This window comes from Nocardia sp. bgisy118, assembly GCF_057708605.1.
Map to the genome: position 1 here is coordinate 160,860 of NZ_JBYISM010000003.1, position 15,748 is coordinate 176,607.

Genomic DNA, 15,748 nt, shown 5'->3' on the forward strand with positions numbered 1-15,748 from the left:
TGCTCGCGCGATGCGAATTTCGGCGCGAGAGTGGCTCGGGCAACTGCTCGACGCGGAGTCGTTCGTCAGCTGGGATCGGCCACCACTCGAGGTGGCCGCGTCCCCGCGATATCGCGAGGATCTGCGTAAGGCTGCGTCGACGGCGGGCACCGACGAGTCGGTGCTCACCGGCGAGGGTTTGCTGCGCGGTCGGCGAGTGGCCGTGATCGCCTGCGAGTTCGGGTTTCTGGCCGGCTCGATCGGCGTCGCGGCGGCCGAACGCATCGTCGCGGCCGTCGAGCGGGCCACCGAACTCGGTCTGCCCCTCGTCGCGTCACCGACCTCCGGCGGCACCCGCATGCAGGAGGGCACCGTCGCGTTCGTGCAGATGGTGAAGATCGCGGGCGCAGTCGCCGCGCACAAAGCCGCGGGCCATCCCTATCTGGTCTACCTGCGCGACCCGACCATGGGCGGGGTCTTCGCGTCGTGGGGCTCGCTCGGCCATATGACCTTCGCGCAGCCGGGCGCGCTGATCGGCTTCCTCGGCCCGCGCGTCTACAAGGCCCTGTACGGCAAGGACTTCCCGGAGGGCGTGCAGATCGCGGAGAACCTGTACCACCGCGGCGTCATCGACGGGGTGATGCCGGTACATGTCTTCCGCCGGATCGCCCATCGCGCGCTGAGCGTGCTCAGCGGAGAAGTACGCGACGAAGAACCGGCCGCGACTCGGCGTGCGGGTCATGCAGCGACCGCGGGCGAGACGACCGCGGATGCCGCCTGGCGCTCCGTGCTGGCCTCGCGCCGCTCCGATCGCCCCGGCCTGCGCGATCTGTTGCGCCATGTGACGCAACGGGTTCCGCTCAGCGGCACCGGCCAGGGCGAGACCGATCGCAGCGTGGTGCACGCACTCGCCAGATTCCGCGGACAGCCCTGTGTGGTCTTCGGCCACGATCGGGCCGGGTGGCTCGGCGAGACCATGGGCCCAGCCGCGTTGCGCGAGGCCCGCCGCAGCATGGCGTTGGCTGAGGAGTTGCGGCTGCCGCTGGTGCTGGTGATCGACACGGTGGGCGCGGCGCTGTCCAAGGAGGCCGAGGAGCGCGGACTCGCTCCCGAGATCGCGCGCTGCATCGCCGATCTGGTGACTTTGGACACCCCCACCATCTCGGTGCTGCTCGGCCAGGGCACCGGCGGCGGCGCGCTCGCGCTGCTGCCCGCCGACCGGGTTCTGGCCGCCACCAACGCCTGGCTCGCGCCGCTACCACCGGAAGGCGCCAGCGCGATCGTCTTCCGCGACACCGAGCACGCACCGGAACTCGCCGCCGCCCAACGCATCAGCGCACCCGCTCTGCTCGCCGACGGCATCGTCGACCGCATCGTCCCGGAACACCCCGACGCCGCCGACGAGCCGGTCGACTTCGCCTGCCGCATGGTCGCCGCCATCGGCGCGGAACTGGCCCTCCTGCGCGCGCTGCCCCAGCACGATCTCGAACGGGCCCGCCGCGGGCGTTACCGCAGACTCGGACTCCCGGCGGCCTGACCGAACCGAGCCCGTGCGCTGCCGCGGTCTCGTCCGCTAACGGCCCGCAACGACATCCGCTGTCGGCGCGCCTGCCCGAGCACGCGGGCGAAATGCCCAGTTCAGGCGTTTTGTCGCGTGTGAACACGCGGGTAAGCGTCGTTGACGGTTTGCCCGCGCGCTTCTACGGTCGAACGGTGAGCTTCCGAAGCGAGACCTCCGCCGTGCCGTCGATCGTGCTGAACGACGGCAACGTCATCCCGCAGCTCGGGTTCGGCGTGTTCCAGGTGCCGCCCAAGGACGTGGCCGACGTCGTCACCTCCGCGCTCGAGGCCGGGTACCGCAGCATCGACACCGCCGCGATCTACGGCAACGAGGAGGGCACCGGGCAGGCGATCAACGCGTCCGGCCTGCCACGCGACGAGGTCTACGTCACCACGAAGCTGTGGAACGCCGACCAGGGCTATGACGCCACGCTGCGCGCCTTCGACGTGAGCATGGCCAAGCTCGGCCTGGACTACCTGGATCTCTACCTGATCCACTGGCCGGTGGCCATCGCCGACAAGTTCGTCGACTCTTTTCGCGCCTTCCAAGAGCTCAAGCGTCAGGGCAGGGTCCGCTCGATCGGTGTGTCCAACTTCACCGTGGCGAATCTGCGGCGGGTGATCGAGGAGACCGGCGAGATCCCCGCGGTCAACCAGATCGAGCTGCACCCCGGCCTCGCCCAGCACGAGCTGCGCGAATTCCACGCCGCCAACGCCATCGCCACCGAGGCGTGGAGCCCGCTCGGCCAGGGCACCCTGCTGGAGGACAAGACCATCACCGCGATCGCCGACGAGCTCGGCCGCACCTCCGCGCAGGTGATCATCCGGTGGCACCTGCAGCTCGGCAACATCGTCATCCCGAAGTCGGTCACGCCGTCGCGCATCGCCGCCAACTTCGACGTGTTCGGCTTCGAGCTGGCCCCCGCACAGATGGACGCCATCGACGCGCTCGACCGCGGCGGCCGCCTCGGCCCCCACCCGGACAGCTTCACCATCGGACTCTGATCGGCGGCTCAGCGGCGGTCGCCGAGACCGAGATGCTCCGTCAGCTCGACGGCGGCCGCCCGGCCCGCGCGGTTCGCGCCGATGGTGCTCGCCGACGGGCCGTAGCCGATCAGGTGGATGCGCGGATCGACGGCCACCTGCGTCGCGAGACGCCCGGTCATGGTGATCCCGCCGCCCGGCCCGCGCAGCCGCAGCGGGGCCAAGTGGTCGAGCGCGCTGCGAAACCCGGTGGCCCACAGGATGACATCGGCCCGCTGGAACGAGCCGTCGGACCAGCGCACGCCGTCGGGTTCGATGTGGTCGAACATCGGACGCCTGCGCAGCGCGCCGCGCGCGTCGGCGGCGCGCAGCCGGTCGTCCCAGCGCAAGCCCGTCACCGAGACCACCGAACCCGGCGGCAGGCCGTTGCGCACCCGGTCCTCGACCAGCGCGACGGCCGTCCGCCCCGCCTCGTCGCTGAACTCGGCGTCGCGGAACACCGGCTCGGTCCTCGTGACCCAGGTGGTCGTGGTGACCTCGGAGATCTCGTCGAGCAGCTGCACGGCGGAGATGCCGCCGCCGACGACGACCACGTGTTGTCCGGCGAACTCCTCGGCGGTCCGATAGTCGCGCGTGTGCAGCTGACGTCCCGCGAAGTTCTCCTGACCTCGGTAGCGGGGGATGAAGGGTCGTTCCCAGGTTCCGGTGCCGTTGATCAGTCCGCGCACCCGGATCGTGCCCGCGGTGTCGGTCTCGGCGTTGAGGACGGTCCCGCGCCCGTCGCAGCGCAGGCCGTCCTCGGTGCGGTCGCACACCACGCCGACCGACACCTGCCTGCGCACCCGCAGATCGAAGCGCTTCTCGTACAGCTCGTAGTAGTGCGGCACGGCCGTGGCCGCGGGCGCGCTTTCCGAACCGGGCGGCAAGGTCTCGGCGAACGGCATTCCCGGCAGATCGTGCACTCGGTTGACGGTGCTCAGCGTGAGCGATGGCCAGCGGAACTGCCAGGCCCCGCCCGGACCCGGCGCGTGGTCGACGACGAGAAAATCGACTTCCGGGCGCAGCCCGAGGCGACGGAGGTGGTAGCCGGCCGACAGTCCCGCCTGACCAGCGCCGATCACCAGGATGTCGAAGTCGGTCGGCACAGCCGCCGATCGTATCGCCTGCGACATACCGCTCCGCCGCCTGTGGCAGAGTGAAAGCAACCAAACGACACGTTGAGTCGGGGAGGATGCATGCTCGGAGTTAGCCGAGATGGTGACGTCGTCACCATCGAATTACAACGCGAGGAGCGGCGCAATGCGCTGAACCACGAGCTCGTGACCCGGCTACGCGAGGCCGTCCTAGCCGCCGTCGCCGAGGGGGCGCGGGTGATCGTCCTCACCGGGCGCGGTCCGATCTTCAGTGCGGGCGCCGACCTGTCGGGTGTCTACTCCGACGATTTCCTCTCCGGTCTGCTCGACATGCTGCACACCATCGAGTCGGTCCCGGTGCCGGTGATCTCCGCCATCAACGGCGGCGCGCTCGGCGCGGGCGTGCAATTGGCGCTCGCCTCGGATCTGCGGGTGATCGCGCCGGATGCCTACATCGCCGTCCCGGCCGCCAAGCTCGGCATCACCGTGGACCGGTGGACCGCGCGGCGGCTGGTCTCGCTGATCGGCGGCGGTCCGGCCCGCACCGTTCTGCTTGGCGCCGAACGGATTCCGGCCGCCGACTGCTACTCCTTCGGCTTCGCCAACAAGCTCGGTACCCTCGCCGACGCGCAGGAATGGGCGAGATCGATCGCAGAGCTGGCGCCGCTTTCGCTGCGCCACATGAAACTGGTGCTCAACGACGACGGCACCCGCGAACCGGAATCCGCGCAGCAGCGCGCGGCGCTCGAAGCCGCGTGGTCCAGCGCCGACGCCCATGAGGGCAGGACGGCGCGGGCGGAGAAGCGCGCGGCGAAGTTCGTGGGGCGATGATGAGGATGAAGAAGATGTTCGGTTTCGCAGCAGGGGCGTTCGGTCTCGCCTGGGTGGTCAGGGCCGCGTGGGACATCCCGTCGGCGATCGGCGCCTCGATGTCGGCCATCCAGCCGTACGCGGCCGGATCGGTGAGTTATCGCAACCGTCAATTCCACAACAGCGAGCCGAGCACCCAGATCGCGGCGGGTTCGGTGCCCTCCCTGCTGTATTCGGCGTTCACCAAGCGCAATTTCGGCCGCCCGCGCGGGGTGGTTCCGCTGCAGAAGCCGCAGCCGCCCGCCGAGGCCGCCGATCTCGCGGTGACCTGGTACGGCCACGCGTCGGCGCTGATCGAGGTGGACGGGTACCGGATCCTCACCGATCCCGTTTGGAGCGAACGGGTTTCGCCCTCGCCGCTGGTCGGGCCCACGCGGTTGCATCCGGTGCCGGTCCCGCTCGCCGAGCTGCCGCAGGTGGACGCGGTGATCATCTCTCACGACCACTACGACCACTTGGACAAGGAGACCATCCGGGCGCTCGTGGTCGGGCAGTCGACGCCATTCCTGGTCCCGATCGGGATCGGCGCGCACCTGCGGCACTGGGGTGTTCCCGAGCATCGCATCATCGAATTGGATTGGGGCGGTTCGATTTCGCTGGCGGCGCTGGGCCGCGAGCGGGACGGGACCGATCTGGTGCTCACCTGCACCGAGGCGCGGCACTTCTCCGGTCGCGGCCTGGTGCGGAACACCACGCTCTGGGCGTCCTGGTCCATCGTCGGCCCGACGCGGCGGGTGTACTTCGGCGGCGACACCGGCTACACCAAGTCGTTCGCCGAGGCGGGCGCGGCACTCGGTCCCTTCGACCTGACGCTGCTGCCGATCGGCGCTTACGACGAGCGCTGGGCCGACGTGCACATGAACCCGGAGGAGGCGGTGCGCGCGCACGCCGATCTGTGCGTCGGCGATGCCGGCCACGGCCTGCTGGTGCCGATCCACTGGGCGACGTTCAATCTGGCCTTCCACGGATGGTCGGAGCCGGTGCACCGGATGGTCGCCGCCGCGGAAGAAGTGGGCACCTCGGTCGCGGTACCGATGCCCGGACAGCGCGTTGTTCCGCAAGCTCTGCCTCCCCGCGATTCATGGTGGGAAAATGTAGGTTGACCTGTCGGTATCTCCGACATCCGATTGGCGGCAGGAAAGGAACGACGGCGATGAGCCTGGCGGACACTCTGAAGGGCCTGGTCGGTAAGGGCAAGGAGGCGGCGTCCAAGAACGCGGGCAAGATCAACGAGGCGGTCGACAAGGCCGGCGACTTCATCGACCAGAAGACGCACGGTAAGTACACGGACAAGATCGAAAAGGGCAAGGAAGCCGCCAAGAAGGTGGTTCCGCCGGAGCAGCCCGGACAGCCGGGCCAGGGCCCGGCACCGCGGTCCTGACGATCGCACGGCCGGGGACCGCCGACCTGTCGGTCCCCGGCCGTACTATCGAGTCATGGTGTCCCGCCGTGCATTCGGCGGTGGTCCGGGCCGACCCGATATCGAGGTCGAACTCAGCAATCTCGACAAGGTGCTGTATCCGGCGACCGGGACCACCAAAGGCGAGGTGATCGCCTACTACGCGGCCATCGCTCCGGCGATGTTGCCGCATATCGCCGGGCGTCCGGTGACGAGAAAACGCTGGCCCAACGGGGTCGACCACCCTTCCTTCTTCGAGAAGAATCTCGCCGAACACGCGCCGTCCTGGATCGAGCGCCGCACGCTGGTGCACTCCGATCGGCGGGTGGTGTATCCGCTGATCGATTCCGAGGCGGGTCTGGCCTGGCTCGGGCAGCAGGCGTCGCTGGAAGTCCATGTGCCGCAATGGCGTTTCGACGGCGATCGGATGGGTCCGGCCACCAGGCTGGTCTTCGACCTGGATCCGGGGCCGGGCGTCGGCCTCGCGGAGTGCGCGACCGTCGCCCTCGCCGTGCGGGAGATGGTCGAGGGCATCGGACTGCACGCGTTCCCGGTCACCAGCGGCAGCAAGGGCATTCACCTCTACGTGCCGCTGGATCGGGTGCTGAGCCCCGGCGGCGCGTCGACGGTGGCCAAGCAGGTGGCTGGCAATCTGCAGAAGCTGCACCCGGACCTGGTCACGGCCACCATGGCCAAATCCGTGCGGCGCGGCAAGGTGTTCCTGGATTGGAGCCAGAACAACCCGGCCAAGACCACCATCGCGCCCTATTCCTTGCGCGGCCGCGCCGAGCCCAATGCCGCGGCGCCGCGCAGCTGGGCCGAGATCGAGAACCGGAAGAAGCTGCGGCACTTGCGTTTCGAGGAAGTGCTCGTGCGCTGGCGGGACGACGGCGATCTGCTCGCCGAGCTGGACCCGCCGGACGCGGGCGGGGCCGACGCACTGAGCAAGTACCGTTCCCTGCGCGATCCGGCGCGCACGCCGGAGCCGGTGCCGTCCGCGCGGCCGGCTCCCGGCGCCGGAAATCGGTTCGTGGTGCAGGAACACCACGCGCGCCGCCTGCACTGGGACGTGCGGCTCGAACGCGACGGCGTCCTGGTGTCCTGGGCGGTGCCGAAGGGTCCGCCGACCTCCTCGCGGCAGAACCGGCTCGCGGTGCACACCGAGGATCATCCGCTGGAGTACCTGGACTTCCACGGCGAGATTCCCAAGGGGGAGTACGGCGCCGGGGAGATGACCATCTGGGATACCGGCACCTACGAGACCGAGAAGTGGCGCGACGACGAGGTGATCGTCCGCTTCCACGGCGAGCGGCTCACCGGTCGCTACGCGCTCATCCAGACCAACGGCAACCAATGGCTGATGCACCTCATGCAGGATCAGCAGCCGGAACCGGAAGACGCCGAGACACAGCATGATTCGTCGCGGAGCCGGGGGAAGCGTGCGGCGTCCGATGGATCCGGCGGCAAGTCCGCCGTCAACGAACCGCTCGAACCGCGGGCGCAGGCAGGCGGCGACGCGCCGTTTCCCCGTGGCCTCGCGCCGATGCTGGCGACCACGGGCGATGTCGGCGAACTGGACGAGGCGGAATGGTGCTTCGAGACGAAGTGGGACGGCTTCCGTCTCGTCGCCGAGATCGATTCCGGCGCTGTGACCTTGCGCAGCCGCGCGGGCAACGTGGTGACCTCGCGTTATCCGGGTATCGGGGTGCTCGCGAAGGAACTGGACGGCCACCGGGTCGTCCTCGACGGCGAGGCGGTCGTCTTCGACGACCACAGCGTCGCGAATCTGGGTCTGCTGCAAGCGGATGCGGCCCGCGCCGTCTTCGTCGCCTTCGACGTGCTGTATCTGGACGGCACCTCGCTGGTCCGCAAACGGTATTCGGACCGCAGACGGGTGCTGGAGGCGCTCGCCGCCAACGCGCCCTCGCTGCGCGTGCCGCCCAGGCTGGACGGTCCCGGGTCCGTGGCGCTGCACTACAGCCAGGAGCACGGCATGGAGGGCGTCGTCGCCAAACGCAAGGATTCGGTGTATCTGCCTGGTAAGCGCGGACATTCGTGGGTCAAGCAGCGCAATTGGCGCACCCAGCGGGTGGTGGTCGGCGGCTGGCGACGCAGCGATGCGCGCGAGTTCAAGTCGCTGCTCGTCGGTATTCCATACCAGGACAGGTTGATCTACGTCGGCCGCGTCGGCACCGGCTTCGGCGATACCGGCATGCGCGAGCTGGCCGCCAGGCTGCGCAAGCTGGAACGCAAGACCAGCCCGTTCGACAACCCGCTGAGCGCCGAGGAACGCAAGGAGGCGGTGTGGGTGACCCCGAAGATCGCGGGCACTGTGCGCTTCATGAACTGGACCGAGACCGGACGGCTCTGGCATCCGGGTTGGGTCGGTGAGATCGACTGACGCGTGCGGTGTGGCGCCGATCGCCAGTAGTTTGCCAGGCCGGTCGTGCGCGGGCTCGGTATCGTGAATTCGCGGTTGTTTCGACTCGAGAACGGGGAGTGCACGGTGGACTTCAAGAACCTGGCAGCCAAGGCGATGGACCTGGCCCAGCAGAACGCGGACAAGGTCGACACGGTGATCGACAAGGCGGGCGACATCGTCGATCAGAAGACCGGGGGCAAGTTCGCCGGCCAGGTCGACGCGGCTCAGGACGCCGCCAAGAAGGCCGTCCGCAAGGAAGGCTGAGCGAGCTCCCGTCGTCCGGCCCGCGCCGGACGACGGGACGGTCTCACTCCTTCTCGCCCGCGAGCAATGGCGTGATGGTCGCGGAATCCGTCACGATCGCATGCGCCTGGAATTCGAAATCCGCGTACGCGCGCGCGATCGCGTCCTGATCGCGGCCGCCGCACGCGTCGCTGATCACCACCGGGACGAACCCGAGATCGGTGGAGTGGATGACGGTCGGCGCGATGCCGATCTCCAGCGCGACGCCCATGATCGCGTACGCCCCGATGCCGAGATCCCGCAGCGTGCTGGCCAGCGGGGTGCCCTCGAAAGCCGACATCGAGGTCTTGTCGAAGACGATTTCGTCGGGCCGCGGCCGCAGCTCCGGCACCAGCTCGAAGGCCGGGGTGTCGCGCTGCAGAATGGGTTTGAGCTCGTCGATCGAGTCCACCCCCTGCCAGCTCATCGCCATCCGCAGCGCGAACTTGCCGCTGAGCCGGTGCGGCAGGAAGAAATGCCGCAGGAATATCACCGGATAGCCGCCGCGGCGGGCCGCCTCCACCACGGGCACCACCCGCTGGATGATCTCCGGGCCGTCCGGCAGTTGCGACAGCACCCCCACCTGCATGTCGTAGACGATCACCGCCATCCGATCCGGACCGCACACATCGGCGAGTCCCTCGGGGATGTCCAGTCCGTTGCCGTACCGCATCGTCAGCTCTCCTTCTCGATGATCGAACGTCGCCGAGACCCTCGTCGGGCGCGATTCGATTGCGCTGAGGGCACTTTCGCACCACTGTAACCACGCGCGCCGAGCCTGTTGCCGGGCGGCCGCCCCCGCAGTACCGTCGAGTGTGTCGAGGCGGAGATAGCCGCGCCTCGGTGAGTCTTGGAGTCGGGATGAGTACGAAAGGCCTACGTTCGCCACGGGCTTTCGGTGCGCTCCGCGAGCGCACGCTTGCCAAGCTTTCCCGTACGCCGAGGGGGGTGAGGGCCCGGAGTCGGCCCCGGTTCCGCGCTTTCGGTGTCGTCCTGCTGGCGGCGGTGCTGTCGCTGAGTCTCGCCGTGCCCGGCGCGGCGATCCCGCGACCCGACGACGATCCGTTCTACGCCGCTCCCGCCGACCTCGCCGACTACCCCGCGGGCGCGATCGTTCGCTCGCGGCCGATCACGCTGTTGGGTCTGCCGCTGCCGGTTTCGGCGTGGCAGGTGCAGTACCGGACGAACGACGCGGGCGGCGCGCCGACGCCGGGCATCGCCACCGTGATGGTGCCGAACCTGCCGTGGTGGGGCGCGGGGGAGCGGCCGCTGCTGTCCTACCAGGTGCCCGAGGACAGCCTCGGCACCCAGTGCGCGCCCTCCTATGCGCTGCGCGGTGGCTGGGAGTTGAGCGGCATCACGACCTACCTCGACACACCGTTCATGGCGGACGCGCTGCGTCGCGGCTGGGCGCTGGTGGTCAGCGACCACCAGGGGCCGTGGTCCCGCTTCCTGGACGGAGTGAATGCCGGGCACGCCGTGCTGGACGGCATCCGGGCCGCTCGAGCCTTGGCTCCGGGCGGCGTCGGGCCCGCGAGCCCAGTGGGCGCGTACGGGTATTCGGGCGGTGCGTTCGCGACGCTGTGGGCAGCGCAGCTGCAACCGGGCTACGCCCCCGATGTCGAGTTCGCGGGCATCACCTCGGGCGGGGTGCCTGCCGACTGGCCCGCGATCGCCCGCGGCGTGGACGGCGGCGTGCAGGCCGGGTTGGCGCTACTGATCGTGCTGTCGGTCGCCCGCGACTACCCGGAGTACGGCGTCGCCGAGCTGTTGAACGAGCGCGGGCGCGCGATGCTGGCCGAGAACGGGTCGGCCTGCGGGTCGGAACTGGTGGTGAAGTACATCGATGCGCGCGTCGACGATTTCGCGATCGAGCCGAACCTGCTGGCGCATCCGGCCTTCCTCGCGGCGACGGCTGCGCAGGAGTTGGGCGGGACCGCGCCGCGAGTCCCGGCCTACCTCTATCACAGCACCACCGACGACGTGATTCCCGTCGCGGGCTTCACCGCGCTGGTGGACCGCTACTGCGCACTCGGCGCGGACCTGACCGTCACGCATTCGACATTGCCCGGCCACAATCCGACCGCGGTGGTCGAGGCGTTCGGAGCGATGAACTATCTCGGGGACCGCTTCGCGGGCGTGCCGGTGGCGGCGGGGTGTCACCCGCGCTGAGCCGCGTGTTCGGCTAGGTGTCGCCGTGCTCGGGCATGGGCGATCGCACAACCGGGATCAGGCCGGGACGACAAGCGGCGCGCACCGACTCGAGGGGGAAGCCGGTGCGCGCCGCGTTTCGGAAAGGGGCGGTTCAGTTCACCGGAGTCCCGGTCTGATCCGTCCACTTGGTGGTACCCGGCGCCGCGGTCAAGGTGCTGAGCAGATCGATACCGGCGACCACCAGCGTCGGGCCTCCCACGATGATGGTGCCGATGATGCCCCCGATCGAGGCGCCCGTGATGACGCTGGCGATCACGCCGGGGCCGGTGATGATTCCGGTCAGGCCGATGAGGGCGCCGAGCGCGGTGCCGATGAATCCGCCGACCGCGGTCGCGATTCCGAACTGCGAGGCGAACGCATTCATCGCCTGCTGGTTCTCCATCAGTGACGCGACAGGGGTGGCCTGCACGGGTCGCGCCTGTGCGGCGTTCTTGACCGCCGTCAGTTCCAGCACCCGGCCGTCGTCGCGGACCTTGTGCGGCAGCGGGTATTCCAGTCCGTCCTGCCGGATCGAGAGCGGCAGGGTGACGACCGCGTTCCCGGCCGAGTCCTCGATGGCTACCGAGTTGCCGGTCAGCTCGAAGGAACCGTTCGTCAGTGTGGTGATGATCGTGTCGCCGATCAGCTTCGCCTCGTACCCGATGTCGGGAACGGGCGCGGCAGCCGGTTGTGCGTGCACAGTGCCCGCGCCGACGGCGACGGCGGCGACGAGCGGTACGACGGCCGCGGTGATCTTGCGAAGAATCATTTTGCGGTGTTCCAATCTTCGTCAGGATTTCATGCCCTACGAACACCCCACACGCCGAAAAACCTTCCCCCTCAACGCGCGCGGAGCCTTGATGTGATTCAGAGAACAGCAACGCTGGGTGTCACATTACTGGGCGATCGCTGGTTTGGAACGCAAAATTGCGGGTAAGCCCGACTCTTGTCGGCAGCGGTCGTCGCACCGGTGCCAAAGATCTTATGTCTCTTGGCTATATGTGCACGTCAAACCGCTTTCGGTTGACTAACCGAAGATTTGCTACAAGGCGCGATACGCGACGCGCCGAAGGGTGACACGCCCTATTCGATGGAACTCTTGATCTTGTCGATCGCCTTGGAGTTGAGCTCGTCCTGCTGCTGGAACGCCGACGCGATGGCGTCGACGCCGCCGCTGAGCGCCTCGATCGACTTGCCGAGCCCCTCGATGCCCTTCATGCCGTCCTCGGCGCCCGGCGTGTACTCCTTGGCGAAATTCTGGCCGATCTCGTCGTCGCCCCAGCATTCGCCCTCGGCCGCGACCGTGGTCTGGACGTTCTTCACCGCCTCGAGCACCTTGTCGGCGGCCGCGGCGAAGCCGGGCTTGGTGGCGCGCAGCGCATCCGGGTCGACCTGCAAGCTACTCATCGACCCTCCAGATATCCCCGGTTGTGGTAGTACTCGTCCTCGGCTTCCTCGTCCAGCTCGGCGGGCCGGGACGCGGCATCGGTCGAGGCCGGTTCGGGGAACAGGGAATTCACCAGGTTCTTGATGCTCGGCGCGCCGGGCACCAGATCGGGTAGATCCGGGATGTCGTGGCCTACTTGTTCGAACGCGCCGAAGGCCCGCTGGGCCTCTTCGCTGGCCAGGCGGGCGGCCACCTGGGTCGCCTCGGTCATGGCCGCGCCGAGCTTCTGCGGCGTCGAGCGTTTGAAGGCGTCCGGCTCGAGGTGCACCTCGACCGGCACGCCCGCGGAATTGCTGGTGACCCGGACCAGGTTGTCCGAGGACCACGCGGTGACCGTCGTCGCGGCCAGCCTGGCCTGCGTCTCGGCGAGTTCCCTTCGCTGCCGCTCGAATATCTCCAGCAGGTCGTCGACCTCGCCGCGCAGCGCCTCGTTGCGCGCCAGCTGCGCCGCGCGTTCACTGTCGGCCATCGGCCACCCCTCGCTCTTCCCGAATTCCGGCCGTCATGGATTTCGACGCGCCGCGCCGACGATCGGTTCCCCTCAGTCTGCCGTCCACCGGACCGCGCCGTCGTCTCGGCGGGTCGGTCCGGATCAGAGCAGCACGTCGAGCAGCACCGAACCCGTGCACACGAGGCCGACGAGGCCGAGCGCGACCGCGTCGCGGCGACCCGGCGCGCTGGGCCGGGCGGTGAGCTGGCCGGTGCCGCCGCGGGCGGTGATGGCTTCGCCGAGCTCGCCGGCTCGGCGGGTGGCCACGGCCATGGCCGCGGTGAGGATGTCGATGATCGGGCTGTCGGACGCCCGGTCCAGCAGCCGGTCCTTGGGCCGGAGCCGTCGGGCCGCGCGCAGCACCCGGATCTCCTCCAGCAGCAGCGGCAGTCCGCGCAGCGTCAGCGCCACCACCACGGCCCACTCGTCCACCGGCACTTTGAGTTTGCGCAGCGGTGCGCCCAATCTGGCCAAGGCGGGGGCGATCTCGCTCATCGGCGTGGTCCACGCGATGAGGAAGGAGGCGGCCACCAGGATCAGGCCGAAGGTCACCGTCTGGGTGTAGCGCAGCAGCGCCGCGCCGCCCACCGGCACGTTGATCAGCGCGCCCGCGCCGAGCATCGCCCAGAACCACCACGGCAGCCTGGGCAGCGTGCCGAGCGGAAGCCGGGCGATCAGTCCGATCGCCAGCAGAAAGACGACCATCGCGCCGAGCACCGGCCAGGACGGCCAGAACATCAGCAGCAGGCTGATCAGGAACGCGGCGATCATCTTGGTGCCCGCCCAGAGGTTGTGCACCGGGCTGGACACCGGTACCTGGCGAAACAGGACCGTGCTCATTTCGCGCCTCCGTGTCCGAAGCGCCACGCCGCGTCGCCGGAATGCGGCGGTGGCGCGGCCGATCGCGGGTCGCGGTGCGGGTCGATGCGATGCGCCGCGGGCGCGGCGTCGGAGACCGACTGGGTCTCCAGGATGCGGCCCGAGCTCAGGTGCACGGTGCGGTCGCACACGGCGGCCATGTCCTCGACGTCGTGTGAGATGACGATCAGCGTCAGCCCGGAATCCCGCAGCTGCGCAAGCAGTTCCACGATGTCGGCGCGGCCCTCGGGATCCAGTCCGGCCAGCGGTTCGTCGAGCACGACCACCTGCGGGCGGCTGGCCACGATGGCGGCGAGCACCACGCGCTTGGCCTGCCCGCCGCTGAGCTCCTCGATGGAGCGCGCGGCCAGTGCGCGATCCAGGCCGACGGCGTCCAGCGCCTTGCCCACCGCGCCGGATCCGGTGGCGCGTCCGCCCCAGTCGGCGATCTCCGCGCCGACCGTCTGTTTCTGCAATTGCAGCCGGGAATGCTGGAACGCCAGCTCCACCCGGCCGATCTGCCGCGTCACCGGGCGGCCACCGAGTTCGCAGCGCCCGGAGCTCGGTTCGATCAGGCCCGCGATGATCCAGGCGAGGGTCGACTTGCCGGAACCGTTGCCGCCGACCACGAGCAGCGCCTCACCGCGGCGCACCATCAGGTCGACGCCGTGCAAGGCGGGCGCCTCCCACGGCGTGCCCCGGTTGTAGGTGTGTCGGACGTCGCGCAGTTCCAGGACGCTCTGGCCCATGGGGCGGCGGCGCGCGTCGCGCACCGGCTGCGGCCAGGCGGGTAGCCGGTCGACGGTCCGGCCCGCCGCCAGATGCACCACCCGGTCCGCGGCCGCGGCGTCGGCCTCGTGGTGGGTCACCAGCACCACCGCCATCGGGTGGCGGCGCGGCAGCTCGGCGAGCAGGGCGACCAGTTCGCCGCGACCTTCGGGATCGATCATCGAGGTGGCCTCGTCGGCGATGAGCAGCGCCGGGCGGCGGGCCAGTGCCGCCGCCACCGCGAGGCGTTGCTGCTGGCCGCCGGAGAGTGTGGTGGTCTCGCGTTCGCCCATGCCCGCCAGGCCGACCTCGCCGAGCAGCGCTTCCACGTCTACTTCGGCGGCGAGCACCTGGGGAAGTCCCCAGACGACGTCGTCGGCGACCAGGACGCCGAGGGTCTGGCTTTCCGGCCGTTGCAGCACCAGCGCCGTGCCGCCGAGGTGGCCGAGGCCCGCGGAGCCCGGTCGCCGCACCTCGCCCGAGGTGGGCGGCAGCCCGGCCAGCAGCCGGGTGAGCGTGGACTTGCCCGAGCCGTTGTGGCCGACGATCGCGACGAACTCCCCGACCCGCACGCTGAGGTCGATATCGCGCAGTGCGTCGGTGCGCGCGCCCGGGTACCGGAAGCCCGCAGCGTGCAGCGTCACCGGCAGCGGGGCGATCGGCCGCTCGTCCACCGGCGCGTCGAGGCGATCCCGGGCGGGCAGCCAGGCCAGCCGGTCCAGCACCGAACCGAGCACGAACCAGGAGAACACCGCGCTCACCACCACGCCGAGCGCGACGCCGCCGCCGATCCACACCCACCACCAGGTGAGCGCGACGTCGGTGAGATCCGACGCGGCCCGCCCGAGCGGCTCCAGGGCGGACTGTCTCTCGGCGAGTCGCTGCACGCCGTCGGCGGTGTTGCGGACGGTGTCGAACAACAGCTCCCTGGTCTGCCCGGCGACCAGCAGCGATCCGATGGTGAACGCGGCCCACAGCACGCCCGCCAGCATCGCGAGGAAGAGCACCGAGAACAGCCCACCGCCGCGGCGCTTGACCCCGCCGATGATGCCGCCGATGGTCGCCGACGCGACCACGCCGAGCGCGGGCATGACGCCTGCGGCGACGAAAGTGACCAGGGTGGCCGAGGCGGTCGCGGTCATCAGCGCGCGCGGCCGGTAGCGATGCGCCAGCATGCCCATCGGAACGGCCGCGACGATTTGCAGCGCGGCGGCCAGCGGAACCACGGACCCGACGGTGACCAGCCCGACCGTCACCCCGCCCAGCACCGCGCCGGTGGCCAGCTCGATCGGGCGCAGCGGGCCGCGCTCCGCGGAACCGGTGCGGCCGTCGGCCATCGGCAGATCACTCACGCAACAAGTCT

The 15,748-nt window shown here is 69.7% G+C and carries 15 protein-coding genes; 8 read left to right on the top strand and 7 right to left on the bottom strand.

From position 1 onward, the window contains the following. Positions 1-10: 10 nt before the first annotated feature. Both AC3EO7_RS04950 and AC3EO7_RS04955 read left to right on the top strand, forming a co-directional pair. The gene (locus AC3EO7_RS04950) at positions 11-1,516 is read left to right on the top strand and encodes a carboxyl transferase domain-containing protein (protein ID WP_435590547.1); all 1,506 of its coding nucleotides are present in this window, start codon (positions 11-13) and stop codon (positions 1,514-1,516) included. A gap of 176 nt (positions 1,517-1,692) precedes the next feature. Next, entirely contained in the window at positions 1,693-2,544 is an 852-nt protein-coding gene (locus tag AC3EO7_RS04955) for an aldo/keto reductase (protein WP_431963860.1), read from the top strand. An 8-nt stretch (positions 2,545-2,552) separates the two neighbouring features. Here the strand turns inward: AC3EO7_RS04955 and AC3EO7_RS04960 are convergent, their stop codons facing one another. After that, positions 2,553-3,695: an NAD(P)-binding domain-containing protein gene (locus tag AC3EO7_RS04960; RefSeq protein WP_435590548.1), complete on the bottom strand. Its 1,143-nt coding sequence runs from the start codon at positions 3,693-3,695 to the stop codon at positions 2,553-2,555. 63 nt (positions 3,696-3,758) lie between these two features. On the opposite strand from AC3EO7_RS04960, the gene AC3EO7_RS04965 reads away from it, so the two are divergent. From AC3EO7_RS04965 to AC3EO7_RS04985, 5 genes are all read left to right on the top strand, one after another. Beyond that, positions 3,759-4,487, top strand: a complete 729-nt coding sequence (locus tag AC3EO7_RS04965; protein WP_431963864.1) for an enoyl-CoA hydratase — start codon at positions 3,759-3,761, stop codon at positions 4,485-4,487. Between the two features lie 5 nt (positions 4,488-4,492). Then, on the top strand, positions 4,493-5,629 hold the full coding sequence (locus tag AC3EO7_RS04970; RefSeq protein WP_435590549.1) for an MBL fold metallo-hydrolase: 1,137 nt from the start codon (positions 4,493-4,495) through the stop codon (positions 5,627-5,629). A 50-nt stretch (positions 5,630-5,679) separates the two neighbouring features. Beyond that, complete coding sequence (locus AC3EO7_RS04975; protein WP_435590550.1) at positions 5,680-5,907, top strand: antitoxin; 228 nt, start codon at positions 5,680-5,682, stop codon at positions 5,905-5,907. 55 nt (positions 5,908-5,962) lie between these two features. After that, positions 5,963-8,326: an ATP-dependent DNA ligase gene (locus AC3EO7_RS04980; RefSeq protein WP_435590551.1), complete on the top strand. Its 2,364-nt coding sequence runs from the start codon at positions 5,963-5,965 to the stop codon at positions 8,324-8,326. Positions 8,327-8,431: 105 nt separating this feature from the next. Continuing rightward, positions 8,432-8,611, top strand: a complete 180-nt coding sequence (locus AC3EO7_RS04985) for an antitoxin (RefSeq protein WP_435590552.1) — start codon at positions 8,432-8,434, stop codon at positions 8,609-8,611. Between the two features lie 43 nt (positions 8,612-8,654). Here AC3EO7_RS04985 and AC3EO7_RS04990 read toward each other — a convergent pair whose 3' ends face one another. After that, entirely contained in the window at positions 8,655-9,302 is a 648-nt protein-coding gene (locus tag AC3EO7_RS04990; RefSeq protein WP_431963874.1) for a cysteine hydrolase family protein, read from the bottom strand. A gap of 275 nt (positions 9,303-9,577) precedes the next feature. On the opposite strand from AC3EO7_RS04990, the gene AC3EO7_RS04995 reads away from it, so the two are divergent. Continuing rightward, a complete protein-coding gene (locus AC3EO7_RS04995) occupies positions 9,578-10,801 on the top strand; it encodes a lipase family protein (protein ID WP_435590553.1) in 1,224 nt (407 codons plus the stop codon). Between the two features lie 133 nt (positions 10,802-10,934). Here the strand turns inward: AC3EO7_RS04995 and AC3EO7_RS05000 are convergent, their stop codons facing one another. From AC3EO7_RS05000 to AC3EO7_RS05020, 5 genes are all read right to left on the bottom strand, one after another. Continuing rightward, positions 10,935-11,591 carry a DUF8020 domain-containing protein gene (locus AC3EO7_RS05000; RefSeq protein WP_435590554.1) on the bottom strand — a complete coding sequence of 219 codons (657 nt, stop codon included), beginning with the start codon at positions 11,589-11,591 and terminating at the stop codon, positions 10,935-10,937. 314 nt (positions 11,592-11,905) lie between these two features. Further along, positions 11,906-12,229, bottom strand: a complete 324-nt coding sequence (locus AC3EO7_RS05005; protein WP_435590555.1) for a hypothetical protein — start codon at positions 12,227-12,229, stop codon at positions 11,906-11,908. Next, positions 12,226-12,738 (bottom strand): YbaB/EbfC family nucleoid-associated protein, encoded by a 513-nt coding sequence (locus AC3EO7_RS05010; RefSeq protein WP_435590556.1) that lies wholly within the window; start codon positions 12,736-12,738, stop codon positions 12,226-12,228. The genes AC3EO7_RS05005 and AC3EO7_RS05010 overlap by 4 nt, the downstream gene beginning before the upstream one ends. Positions 12,739-12,861: 123 nt before the next feature. After that, on the bottom strand, positions 12,862-13,599 hold the full coding sequence (locus AC3EO7_RS05015) for a CbiQ family ECF transporter T component (RefSeq protein ID WP_431963884.1): 738 nt from the start codon (positions 13,597-13,599) through the stop codon (positions 12,862-12,864). Next, positions 13,596-15,722 carry an ATP-binding cassette domain-containing protein gene (locus AC3EO7_RS05020; protein WP_435590618.1) on the bottom strand — a complete coding sequence of 709 codons (2,127 nt, stop codon included), beginning with the start codon at positions 15,720-15,722 and terminating at the stop codon, positions 13,596-13,598. The genes AC3EO7_RS05015 and AC3EO7_RS05020 overlap by 4 nt, the downstream gene beginning before the upstream one ends. Positions 15,723-15,748: the final 26 nt, after the last annotated feature.

What these genes read in the sequence shown, in the direction of transcription:
- AC3EO7_RS04950 (WP_435590547.1), top strand. Translation starts at nt 11, where the DNA reads ATGCGAATTTCGGCGCGAGAGTGGCTCGGGCAACTGCTCGACGCGGAG.
- AC3EO7_RS04960 (WP_435590548.1), bottom strand. Translation starts at nt 3,695, where the DNA reads ATGTCGCAGGCGATACGATCGGCGGCTGTGCCGACCGACTTCGACATC.
- AC3EO7_RS04965 (WP_431963864.1), top strand. Translation starts at nt 3,759, where the DNA reads ATGCTCGGAGTTAGCCGAGATGGTGACGTCGTCACCATCGAATTACAA.
- AC3EO7_RS04970 (WP_435590549.1), top strand. Translation starts at nt 4,493, where the DNA reads ATGAAGAAGATGTTCGGTTTCGCAGCAGGGGCGTTCGGTCTCGCCTGG.
- AC3EO7_RS04975 (WP_435590550.1), top strand. Translation starts at nt 5,680, where the DNA reads ATGAGCCTGGCGGACACTCTGAAGGGCCTGGTCGGTAAGGGCAAGGAG.
- AC3EO7_RS04980 (WP_435590551.1), top strand. Translation starts at nt 5,963, where the DNA reads ATGGTGTCCCGCCGTGCATTCGGCGGTGGTCCGGGCCGACCCGATATC.
- AC3EO7_RS04990 (WP_431963874.1), bottom strand. Translation starts at nt 9,302, where the DNA reads ATGCGGTACGGCAACGGACTGGACATCCCCGAGGGACTCGCCGATGTG.
- AC3EO7_RS05000 (WP_435590554.1), bottom strand. Translation starts at nt 11,591, where the DNA reads ATGATTCTTCGCAAGATCACCGCGGCCGTCGTACCGCTCGTCGCCGCC.
- AC3EO7_RS05005 (WP_435590555.1), bottom strand. Translation starts at nt 12,229, where the DNA reads ATGAGTAGCTTGCAGGTCGACCCGGATGCGCTGCGCGCCACCAAGCCC.
- AC3EO7_RS05010 (WP_435590556.1), bottom strand. Translation starts at nt 12,738, where the DNA reads ATGGCCGACAGTGAACGCGCGGCGCAGCTGGCGCGCAACGAGGCGCTG.
- AC3EO7_RS05015 (WP_431963884.1), bottom strand. Translation starts at nt 13,599, where the DNA reads ATGAGCACGGTCCTGTTTCGCCAGGTACCGGTGTCCAGCCCGGTGCAC.
- AC3EO7_RS05020 (WP_435590618.1), bottom strand. Translation starts at nt 15,722, where the DNA reads ATGGCCGACGGCCGCACCGGTTCCGCGGAGCGCGGCCCGCTGCGCCCG.